Source organism: Calothrix anomala FACHB-343 (assembly GCF_014696435.1).
In the GTDB taxonomy this organism is placed as follows: domain Bacteria; phylum Cyanobacteriota; class Cyanobacteriia; order Cyanobacteriales; family Nostocaceae; genus Aulosira; species Aulosira anomala_A.
On record NZ_JACJQG010000016.1, the window covers coordinates 24,288 to 36,213 of the forward strand.

At 40.3% G+C, this 11,926-nt stretch carries 8 protein-coding genes; 2 read left to right on the forward strand and 6 right to left on the reverse strand.

Annotated elements, in window-relative coordinates:
- Positions 1-322 precede the first annotated feature (322 nt).
- Complete coding sequence (gene topA, locus H6G08_RS11305) at positions 323-2,482, reverse strand: type I DNA topoisomerase (protein WP_190541867.1); 2,160 nt, start codon at positions 2,480-2,482, stop codon at positions 323-325.
- Positions 2,483-2,846: 364 nt separating this feature from the next.
- On the reverse strand, positions 2,847-4,802 hold the full coding sequence (locus H6G08_RS11310) for a hypothetical protein (RefSeq protein ID WP_242046129.1): 1,956 nt from the start codon (positions 4,800-4,802) through the stop codon (positions 2,847-2,849).
- 265 nt (positions 4,803-5,067) lie between these two features.
- Here H6G08_RS11310 and H6G08_RS11315 point away from each other — a divergent pair, with 265 nt between their 5' ends.
- Positions 5,068-6,678 (forward strand): SGNH/GDSL hydrolase family protein, encoded by a 1,611-nt coding sequence (locus H6G08_RS11315; RefSeq protein WP_190541870.1) that lies wholly within the window; start codon positions 5,068-5,070, stop codon positions 6,676-6,678.
- 270 nt (positions 6,679-6,948) lie between these two features.
- On the opposite strand, the gene H6G08_RS11320 is transcribed toward H6G08_RS11315, so the two are convergent.
- The gene (locus H6G08_RS11320; RefSeq protein WP_190541873.1) at positions 6,949-7,128 is read right to left on the reverse strand and encodes a hypothetical protein; all 180 of its coding nucleotides are present in this window, start codon (positions 7,126-7,128) and stop codon (positions 6,949-6,951) included.
- Positions 7,129-7,660: 532 nt separating this feature from the next.
- Here H6G08_RS11320 and H6G08_RS11325 point away from each other — a divergent pair.
- Positions 7,661-8,026 carry a hypothetical protein gene (locus H6G08_RS11325; RefSeq protein ID WP_199322506.1) on the forward strand — a complete coding sequence of 122 codons (366 nt, stop codon included), beginning with the start codon at positions 7,661-7,663 and terminating at the stop codon, positions 8,024-8,026.
- Between the two features lie 160 nt (positions 8,027-8,186).
- Here H6G08_RS11325 and H6G08_RS11330 read toward each other — a convergent pair whose 3' ends face one another.
- The 3 genes from H6G08_RS11330 to H6G08_RS11340 all read right to left on the reverse strand — a co-directional run bounded on the left by H6G08_RS11330 (position 8,187) and on the right by H6G08_RS11340 (position 11,902).
- Entirely contained in the window at positions 8,187-8,549 is a 363-nt protein-coding gene (locus H6G08_RS11330) for a DUF4288 domain-containing protein (protein WP_190541878.1), read from the reverse strand.
- A gap of 155 nt (positions 8,550-8,704) precedes the next feature.
- Complete coding sequence (locus H6G08_RS11335; protein WP_190541880.1) at positions 8,705-11,272, reverse strand: tetratricopeptide repeat protein; 2,568 nt, start codon at positions 11,270-11,272, stop codon at positions 8,705-8,707.
- A gap of 216 nt (positions 11,273-11,488) precedes the next feature.
- Positions 11,489-11,902 (reverse strand): hypothetical protein, encoded by a 414-nt coding sequence (locus tag H6G08_RS11340; RefSeq protein ID WP_190541884.1) that lies wholly within the window; start codon positions 11,900-11,902, stop codon positions 11,489-11,491.
- Positions 11,903-11,926 lie beyond the last annotated feature (24 nt).

An 11,926-nucleotide genomic window follows, 5' to 3' on the forward strand; every position in this document is an offset into this window, starting at 1 on the left:
AGATTAAACCGCCTTCTCTTCGAGAGGCTTCCGCCAACGCGAAGCGTCTCGGAGAGAAGACGCCAAGTACGCCAAGAATTAGATTCCCTTCATTCTCAAGATTTCAATTACAGAGAGCAGACATTAATTAGTCACCAATTCTCCGCGTACCTCTGCGCGTACTTTTGCGTACCTTTGCGTTTAAATTTCATTTATGCAACCCTGCAACAATCAGGAATAATCTTATTAGATTAAACCGCCTTCTCTTCGAGAGGCTTCCGCCAACGCGAAGCGTCTCGGAGAGAAGACGCCAAGAACGCCAAGACTTAGATCCCCTTCATCCTCAAGATTTCAATTCCCCATATTTAGGACTCCACCAACCTTTTTGTGTATGAAAGAAAGCCACATCTTTATGCTTTTTATCCTGGCGTGACTGAGGTTGAGAACAGCGCAACATGGTTTTATTTTGTCCATCTTTAGTATAACTATATTCCTCTAAAAACTTTTTACATACCGGACAGGAATATGTGGTAATTTTGCTGGGAGGCTTTTCTTCCTTAGTGGCTTTTTCTTGAATGCGCGGTGCTTCCCAAGCTTTTTTCAATTCGTTCCAAAATAAGACTACATTTTCACAGCCACTTTGACATTTCAAAAAGTATTTCTTTTTAACTTTACTGCTAGGAATTTTGGCGAGACAATTATTACAATCCGGGCAACGAGTTCGAGAAGTTTCAAATTTACGTTCAGCAACAGCAGCAGTTTTGCTTCCATTTCCGGAAGTTACAACTACAGTTTTAGCTTTAGCTAAGGCTGGTGCAAAATAATTTTGATTCCAACTGGTAAGATATTGCTGCCAAGGTTGTTTTCCTGATGCGATCGCATCTAGGGCATCTTCCATTTTCGCGGTAAACTCTGCCTCTAGTAAATCGGGTAGGGCTTTTTGTAAGAAAACGTCAACTTCTAACCCTAATGCTGTTGGCTGAATAATTTCTTTTGTGACTTGGATATAATCTCGCTTTTTCAATGTGGCAATGGTGGGAGAATAGGTACTAGGGCGACCTATGCCTTTACGCTCCATTAATTGCACTAATTTGGGTTCGCTGTAGCGTGGTGGCGGTTGGGTTTGCTTTTTCTCGTGACCGGCATCTGCTAAAGTTAGCATTTGTCCCTGTTGTAAGGCTGGTAAAATGGTATCCTTACCCAAATTCGGCCAGTAGCGTGCATAGCCTAAAAATTCGACTACTTGCCCTCTAGCTTGCCAGAAAATTTCGCCAGATTTTGTGATAACTTTGGTTTTGCGTAATTGGGCTGGGCGACATTGAGATGCGATCGCTCTTTTCCAAATTAAAACATATAAGTTAAACTCGTCAGCAGGCAATTGCACTCGTAACTCTGCGGAAGGGCGAAATACATCGGTAGGGCGAATCGCTTCATGAGCTTCTTGGGCAGTTTTACTGCTACGATGTCTAGCAGTACGCTGGGGTACATTCTGCGGATCGTTTTGTTCTAACCACTGTCGCGCACTTTCACAAAATTCTGGACTTAACATCACCGAATCCGTGCGCATATAAGTAATCAACCCCGCTTCATACAGCTTTTGCGCTACCTGCATAGTTTTTTCTGGCGTAAAGCGCAACCGCGAACCCGCAGCTTGTTGTAAGGTGGAAGTGATAAAAGCTGGTGGTGGTTGGCGATTATTAATTTTCCCCTCATATTGCACAACTTGGTGGGGATGGCGTTTTGCTGCTTCCACTAAGCGGTTAGCTTCAGCTTCGGAAAGTACCCGCGTTGATTCTGGTGCTGTTTGATTATTAATCTTGGTATCATCATGTACCTCATTTTCCTGCTGAGTTTCTTGGGGTGCATTCGCCGTTCCCAGATAAAACGCCCGAAATCCCTCTGCATAATCTACCCAGACACTCCAGTAATCTTGGGGTACAAAAGATTGAATCTCGCGTTCTCGCTGACATATTAGGTGTAATGTGGCACTTTGAACCCTGCCGACACTTTTAGCACCATTATTTAACGCCCAAAGTAGGGGACTACCTTTATAACCGACTAATTTATCTAAACAATCTCGACACAAACCCGCACCTACTAAATTTAAGTCAAGTTTGCGCGGATTTGCGATCGCACTGCGCACCGCCGATGCGGTAATTTCTGTATAGACTACCCGCTTGGCTTCTCTTAAACCTAGCACTTCTTTCAAATGCCAAGCAATTGTTTCCCCTTCTCTATCGGGATCTGTAGCTAAAATCACTTCACTGACTTGTTTAGCTACAGTCTTCAATTGCTGAATAGTTTCTTTAGAACGTTGGTCACGAGGGACATAGTTACATTGTACATGACTCCCATCCATACTAAATCCCAGCGCATCTTCACCTTGGTCGCTGAGTTCGCGAATATGTCCGCAACTGGCGCGCACAATCCACTCAGCACCGAGAATTTCACTGAGTTTTTTGACTTTACCGGGAGATTCGACTACTAAAAGGCGTTTAGGCATAGCACCCGCTTTTAAGATGCTGTATTAATGATACAACTTTTTATCATATCTTTAGTATTAATGTACTATAATTTTTATATTCTAATTTTATTTAACGCAAAGTTACGCAAAGGTACGCAGAGTTTTTTTAGTTATATATTTTCCCAAAAAATTACAGCAGATTGCCAGTTGGTGAGGTACAGATGATAGTTGATTGTAGGGGCACTGGCACTGCCATGCCCCGAAGCGCATACCTCATTTACCTGTAATATGCTATAAGGATTTTTGTACGAAGTCTAATCAAGTTGAACCCTTTACCAATGACAAATGACCAATGACAAATGACAAATGACAGCCATCACCAGTATTTTGATTGCACCGAACTCTAAAAAAATACATAACGCATTTCAAACCTGCATTCTTCCCATAGAGTAAGTAATGCTTGTTTTGCTGCATTCATTTGCGGTTGTGAATAGCTAATTTTGCCATTTTCCATAATCCAAATAAATATCCGCGTCATTAAATCTGCATTTATACTTTTTTCATATTCCTGATTATTTATTCTCGTTACTTGCTCATCCAAACAATTTATGACATTTTTAAAACTAGAAAATTTTCTATAGAGAGATATCTTACTGTCAGCTATACCTGGCGAATTCTGCCAATCTATTTTCTGTAGATTGGCAATCAGATAATCCATACCATTGATACTAGAGTCGGTATTGCGGACTAAATTTGTAAATGTGCGATAATATAAGCGTAATCGGACAGCAGCAAGATTTTCTTTATATAAATTAAACCAAGATTGAATATCTCGCAAATAGGGCAAGAAATTTTTAATATCATCAATTCCTAAAATCTCAATCCGCTTGGGTTGAGCAGTTTTGATTGCTGTTACTATCTCATTTACAGAAAAGTGCGCCTGCTGGGAATAATAATTAATAACTTGAGGAATATACTTTTCTAATAACCATTGTTGAGTATATTTAGCCGTCCATGTTCCTTGGGCACCTAGATTTTTTTGCCAAGCATTTTCTGCGGCTTTACCTAAAGATTGTAAATGTATCTCATTGATATTATATATAATACTTATTTTCGGATAAGGTAATAAAGAACAATAGCCGCTAGCCTTTGGTGTAATCAAAGCGCGATCGCGAATTCCTTGACTGAGGCGAAGCGAAAAATTATCGTGGTAAAATAAATGCCATTCCGATTTACCTTTGTAGTAAGTAAACTCATGAGCAAACTTATACATTAGCTCCCAAAGCTTTGGATCTACATCACAAATCTTAAAACCGCGAATACCTGCAAATTCCACAAATTCAAATTCCCAAGTTTCTAAGACATTCTCAAAATCGATAAGTAATTTTTTGTATTCTCGGCAAATTTCATCAATACATAAACATAAATCTATCGCTTCCAATTCTGACAAAATTATTGTAGTCTCCCCTAAAACAGCCTCAAAAATATTGTTATCTACCTGTCTGAGAAAAGGGCGACATTGCCAATGAGGTTGAGTATTCAGTCCAATCATCAGTTTACTTAAAATCTGGCGATGATTCAGACTAATTTTTATACCTCTAAACAGGATGTTACTAAATTCAATTTCACAATCGCCTGGACTAGATAATTGAGGTAAATTACATTTAATTGCTATTTTTGGTTTCACGACAAGCAATTGATTAGCTTTTTTAGTAACTTCTGGTTGAAAATCAGTTTTACTTAATAAATCTTGCCAATATGTATAACGTCTAAGATGCTTCTCTAACAAGTTATGATGTTGAAATGTAAAGAAATTATCGAGATTTTTATTCATCAAGCTAACATGGTGAAAATTTAGCGCTTGATAAAGCTCTGCTGATAGTTCTTGATGGCGTAAATCATTTATAGTGATATCAAATAAACAATATGCGGGACGATAGCGCCAGTATTGAAAAACTTTAATTTCATAGCCATTGGTAATGATAAAAAATAGAGTTTTTAAAGAAAAACTACCTAACCTAGATGCCACAATAGCCGGAGATAAATTCCTGACATGGGGATTGTAAATGTTAATAATTACTAGGGCGGTGTCTGTGTTATTTGGTTCAACAATATCTGGCTGAAAATAAATTGTATTTATTTCTGAGTTGGCATTATTTTTTACTAAAACATCTGGATAACCCAGATACTGAAACATAGGTAAGATAAATTTATCTTTCACATCATCGATATTTTGTAAAATCTGATAGTTAAAACTTTGTATCCATTTGCTAAACTGTTTAATTGGCTCAGAAATTGACATGCGATCGCTACTTGTTAGATAAATTAATTTGCAGAGATATTGTTGTCCAATTAGCAATTTATCAACTTAAGGGAGATATTGTAGTGATGTCCAATACTGTAAAAGAGTGTTGAGTCAAACAAAGCACATTCATCATAAAGGTGAGTTGCAGCTTTTTTTCACCTTATTTCACCCCTGTTATCACAGAAGTAAATCAGAGTAATTTGTAAAAGTAATTTACAGAATTGGGAAATATTAGTAGAGATTTATGTATATATACTGAATTAATTACCTAAATCAAAGTATTCTATCTCCAGTAAATTGCTGAATAAACTAGAAAGCCATGACAAATCTAGCGAATTCTCTAAGAGACTCCAAAACCCCGGATGATGTCCGAATTTATCCCCAACCATCCAAACCCGTTACAGATCCCACCTTGGGCATTTCTGTTAATATTACAAAAACCGGAACCCCAAAAAATCGCTTAGTAACCATAGGAGATTCCATCACCCAAGGTTTTCAAAGTGGCGCTATATTCAATACGCAACTTTCATATCCAGCAATTATTGCTAAAGAATTGGGTTGGCGCGAAATCCGCTATCCTAGTTATAAAAGCCCTACAGATGGATTGCCATTAAATTTAGAACGTCTAGCCAATGATTTAGAGAAAAAATTTGGTTCTAATATTAACCCCTTAGAGTATGTTAATGCCGCCTTATTTATTCGCCAATATCTAGATATTAACGAAAACTATTGGGAACGAGGAGAAGGTTCAAAGTTTCCCATTGAACAAGGGATAAACCATAACCTTGCAGTTTATGGCTGGGATTTGCGAAATACAATATCGCGGAATGCAGATATTTGTCTTAATGCGATCAAAAAGCACCCTCCCACTGATGATTTTCTCCGCTTAATGGTGGAAAATCATAATGATCGGGCAGCGATTCGGGTATTAAATTCCGCAAGGGATAGTAATGGTGTAGCACTTTCCCCAGTTCAAGCCGCAGCAGCTTTAGGTGAAGAAGGTACGCCAGATACAGAAGGAATTGAAACCCTAATTGTCATTGTCGGTGCGAATAACGCCTTAGGCAGTATTCTCACTTTTAACGTAGCCTGGAGCGATACTGACTATGCGGATATGGAAGTTAACGATAAATATACAGTTTGGCGTCCAATTCACTTTAAAGCTGAACTTGATGAGTTAGTAGCTGAGGTAAAAAAAATCCGCGCCCGTCATGTAATTTTTGGCACAGTTCCCCATATTACCATTGTACCCTTTGCCCGTGGTGTCGATAGCAAAGTTCAACCACGTTCGCGATACTTCCCTTATTATACTTTACCCTGGATACAGGATAAAGATTTTGACCCCAAAAAACACCCAAATCTGACACAACAAGAAGCCAGGGCAATTGATAGTGCCATTGACCAATATAACGAATATATAATTGATGCAGTACGTCAGGCGCGTACTGAAGGTAGAGATTGGTATTTATTTGAAATGGCGGGATTATTAGATAGATTAGCATCCCGGCGTTATTTACAAGACCCCACAGCTAAACCAAATTGGTGGGATGAAGTAGGCGGTGCTTACCCATTACCGCCGGAAATACAAGCGCTCAAGCCTGTACCTGATTCTCGATTTCTGCTAGCTGGGCCGAATGGGCGCACCCAAGGCGGGTTATTCTCTTTAGATGGGATTCATCCCACAACTCTTGGCTATGGAATAATTGCTCAAGAATTGATTAAAATTATGCAATTGGCTGGGGTGAAGTTTTATCAACAAGATGGTAAAACTGAACGGCAAGGTGAGATTAAGGTAAATTTTGACAGCTTAATTAAGTTAGATTCGTTAGTTTCTCGCCCGCCAAAAAATTTACTCAGTCTCAAAGAGATTATCGGTGGATTAGACAAGAATTTTAATATTTTGAGTAATATGCTCAATAGTAATTATTAATTGGGCATGGGGCATTGGGCATGGGGCATGGGGCATGGGGCATTGAGGTGTCTGGAATATTTATTGTTTCTCTGCGTCTCTGTGTACTCTGCGGTTTAAAAATAATTGATTTACAGCAGATTTCACCTATTTGAGCCACATCTATCGTAGGGGCACGGCACCGATAATCTTTTGGTACATACAATAATTTTACTGATGCCGTGCCCCTACAGCGTGGTCTATTTACAGGAAGGTGCTGTAACCGCAGAGGCGCTTTTTCGTCTTTCTCAATTACAAGAAGCCAAAATCAACTTCAGGGTTCCTTGAATCAACTTCAGGGTTCACGTTTCCGTGTTTCGCGTAGTCTGAATCAACTTCAGGGTTCCTTGAATCAACTTCAGGGTTCACGTTTGCGTGTTTCGCGTAGTCTGAATCGACTTCAGGGTTCCTTGAATCAACTTCAGGGTTCACGTTTGCGTGTTTTACTTAGTCTCAAACTCATAGTTAGATTTTTCCATTTCCGTAGTGCGAGCATCTTGCACGATGAGTGAACACCAACGAGCGAGACGCTCGCACTACAAATTTATTGGGTATTTAAAAAATTGGATATTCCTTGTAGTGGACTGACACAGCTAAAATAGTGCATTAGATGTAGGTTGGGTTGAGGCTTTGCGAAACCCAACATGAATTTTAGAAACTCAACATAGATGCTGGTGTTGGGTTTCCTTACGTCAACCCAACCTACATTTTTTTGCAACATTTTAGCTTTGCCATGCCAGTAGGGTGTGTTGTTGCGCAGCGCAACGCACCAAAGCCGAGAATACAATGCTACCCATAGTTAGATTTTTCCATAATCAAATCGGATGCCGATAAATTCAGCTAAATTACGGAAATTTTCATGATTTCATAAAAAATCCACAATTTTACGTATGACGAATTTTGAAATCATTGTCCACTATAGATTTAGGAAAAATTTAGCAATAGGGTGCAAATTGTGGCAAGAATGAAACGTAGTTCACGGATTCTCAGCAACGCTGAAAAACGTCTAGCTAGTATTGAATCTATTAATTCTAGCTTAGATGTAGGCGAAGGGTTAACAGTTGAAGGGTATAATGACAAAATTGAAACCCTGCGACAATCTCTGAAAGTATATAATCGCGCCCTCTCGACTATCGATAATTTATTAACCCAAATCCTTGAAAACGAACAAGATTTAGCAGAGTATTTTGAAAAATTTTTGCGTGGTATTGCTTATAAGTTTGGTAATAATAGCCACGAGTATCAGATGGCTGGAGGAACTCGCAAAAGCGATCGCAAACGTCCTGGGCGTCAAAGTCCGGTTACACCTACGCCTACCACGGAGGAATAGGACGGAATGGCGCATATATTAATTCAATATAACGCATTCCCCACAGATAAATCCGGAGGCTTTTAGCAGCCCTGATTACGCGCTTCGGGGCATGGCAGTGCCAGTGCCCCTACAATCAACGATAATCTGTACCTCACCAACTTGCAATCTGCTGTAAATCCTAATATTGCTCTTGAGATAATAATGGCTCAAAGGATCGATAAGCCTCATAATTGCGAAAATGTCGAGTATATAAATCAACAACATCCTCAGATGAGTCAAAGTCATCATACAAAACTGAATTAACATCTACTACTTGTTGTAAAGTCCAAGTAATAGTTTCTCCATTTTCATTTGTATAACTGACGCTTTCGTTGTTTCCATGATTTAAAGCCTTGTCTTTTGCTGACTCTAAAGAAGCAGCTTTAATTAGCACAAAGCTTTCTTGATATAAAGGTTGATAATCAGGTGTGTCTGAAGATGATTTATAAAGAATAATAGCAATGTAAAATGATTCTAGTTTATTTGTAGTTTCAGTTGTCATTCCCTGTTCTCCACAGCTACTTTTTGAATCTACTATCATTCAATAATTTCCAAGCTTTTTTACCAGTAGCAGATTTATTGTTTTTGATATCTTCCAAATAAGAGTTCAGAAACTCGCCGGGAAACTCCCGCCTAATGGTTGCTTTTAATCTGATTTTATCTTCTAAACTTGGCACTTATTAAACGCCATAAAAACAGCAGAATTAACCATACAAAGGCAAAGGGAAAAGCTATGAACCCGAAAATAAAACACAAAATTAACTGTAACCGCCCACGTTGTGCGAAGCTTATTAGTGATTTTAGCGACTGAGGATAAGGCATAGCCTCAAGAGGAAGCTCAAGTTCCTCAAAAATCTGCTGGGCTTGATACACAGCGGCAAATCCTTCTTGAATTCTGCCACACTGATTATAAGCATTGCTTAAAGCTATTAAGGAATTACCTTCGCCATTGCGATCGCCGATCTCGCGTGAGATATCCAATGACTGCTGGTGGAACTCTATCGCCCGTTGGTACTGTCTCAGGGAGTCGTAAGCATTGCCCAAATTGCCCAAGGAATTACCTTCGCCTAAGCGATCGCCTATCTCCCGAGAGATATCCAAAGACTGCTGGAAGAACTCAATCGCCCGTTGGTACTGTCCCAGGGAGTTGTAAGCATTGCCCAAATTGCCCAAGGAATTACCTTCGCCTAAGCGATTGCCTATCTCCCGAAAGATATCCAAAGACTGCTGGTAGAACTCAATCGCCCGTTGGTACTGTCCCAGGGAGTAGTAAGCATTACCCAAATTGTTTAAGGAAATACCTTCGCCATTGCGATCGCCTATCTCCCGTTTGATATCCAAAGACTGCTGATAGAACTCCATCGCCCGTTGGTACTCTCCCAGGGAACGGTAAGCATTGCCCAAATTGCCCAAGGAAGTACCTTCGCCATCGCGATCGCCAATCTCCCGAAAGATATCCAATGACTGCTGGTGGAACTCAATCCCCCGTTGGTACTGTCCCAGGGAACGGTAAGCATTGCCCAAATTGCCCAAGGAATTACCTTCGCCTAAGCGATCGCCTATCTCCCGAGAGATATCCAAAGACTGCTGGAAGAACTCAATCGCCCGTTGGTACTGTCCCAGGGAACGGTAAGCACTGCCCAAATTGTTTAAGGAAGCACCTTCGCCATTGCGATCGCCTATGTCCCGTTTGATATCCAATGACTGCTGGTAGAACTCTATCGCCCGTTGGTACTGTCCCAGGGAAAAGTAAGCATTGCCCAATGAGGTGAGAGAAGCCCGATAATTCCAATTGTTTCTATCACTAATTTCTTGCCATTTACTTACCAATTGCTCATATAATTCTACTTGGTCTGTATAATAACCCCGCAAAAATAAAAAATCATCGCAAACCCAAAGCGTATCAAAGGCAGAGTTATAATCTTCCAATTGATAAAAGTGATGAAAAATTTCTAAGTATTCTTTAACATCATCTTTTGTTTTCCAAGGCTTTTGTTTAGCAATTGAGCGATAATATTCAATGGCTTGCTGATGTGCCTCAGTTTGCTCACCAGCCTGATACCGCACATACTCCAACACCACAGGCTGAAACTCAAACCGCCGCTTACCGTTTAGTTTTTCTACCAACAAAGAACGCTTAACAATATTCCTTAATTCTCCTTCAATCTCTGCTGCTGAATTTCCTGGCAACACCGCCACCGCAGCAGCACTATCAACCGCACCACGATAGACACTAATATTCAGCAATAAAGCCTTTTGTAACTCATTCAATCTATTAAAACTGGCATCTAATACCAACACCATCCCTACATTTGGCTTGCGATGTTGACCAGTTACTTTAGGATCGGTTAACAACTGCCGCAAATTCCCTAAGCCTAAGTCTGCTAATCTGCTTAAATCTGGGTCTTGGTAATATTCTTCTTTTAATAAATCACCTACCAATCGCAACAGTAGGGGATGTCCATCTACCAATTCGACAAACTCCGCTAAATCTCCCCGAATCCCTAATGCTGTTAACAGTGCTACCCCTTCATCTACTTGCAAACCTTGCAATGGTAGCCACTCAAAACCTTTTAGTTCTGGTCTTTCTCTAGTGGTAACTATTACCTTACTATTACCGCCAAATTCTACCCAAGCGTTGAAAAATTCGCCGTAGAATAGACTTCCCCATTGTCTATTAGGTTGTAATAAACTCTCCAGGTTGTCAATAATTAGTAAAAATTCACCACTGCGTAAACACCTCACCAGCGCTTCTACTAACTTTGCTTCTTCTTCTGGAACCGGAAAGCCAAATTCACTGAGTACTTGACGGGCTAAATCGCTAAAACTTGCCCCATTACTCACATCAGCCCAAAATCGCTTGGGGAAACCTGCAATTTCTTCATAAATTTTTGCCGCTAGCATCGATTTACCCGCGCCACCGATGCCTTCTATGCCAATTAAAAAGGTATTGTTATCAGTTAACCATTGCTGTATTTGGGCAATTTCGGTTTTGCGTCCTTGCCAATAAGCCAAACTTTTCTGTGGGTTCCCAGCCTTGAGAACCCCAGGCGATTCTGCTTTGGGGATTTGTTGGAATCGCTCTAGTATTGGTTCTATTCGCTCAACAATAATTTTAACTTCTGCGGCATTTATCTGTCCTACTTGAGTCACTTTGCTGTCACCAGAAGCAGTGACATTCATTTCAATGTTGTTCGGGTTACTGGGCTGAGAGTTTTCTGCCATTACTGATAGCAGGTAAAAATTTTGCTGGATGTTGTAATCGCCGTCACCCTAGAAGGGTGCGGCTAATCATACAAAGCCTGCCTTCGCAGGCTAAGAAAATTTAGCCCACGAATGTGGGCTTTGTAGCATTAGCCCCAGGCTTCTAGCCTGCGGGCGGTATATCGGGTAAGCGAGAGAACGGTATACATTGGTATTGATGGGTCAAGCCGACGATAATCACTTAAAAGTTATGCTATCTGCTTTTTCAATATTTCCAACTTGATTGACCTTACTATGGTCGTAAGTATTAGTGTTCATAGTAATATTGCCAGATGGTTTGTCAGTCGCTGGTTGCCAAATCTTAGCGATTTCATCAGCCAGTACTGTATCCGCGTCCAAAATCTTCTTGATTTGCACTCGCAAGCTGGCTTGTAAATCCTCATCATCTGGATTTTGCGCTAAATCCGCCGCAGCTTCCTTCGCTGCTACTTTTTTCTCTACCTTGGGTTGTAACTTCTCCCAAATAGCTTTTGCTTTATTCCAAACATCTTCACCAACAGCCTGAGCAGCGCCGTCTGCAACTTTACCACCCACATTCAACAAAAATGGCAGACAAGGCGCGAGAAATTTAACAATTGAAGCTATATCCATAGATTTACGCCGTTTAACCACTGT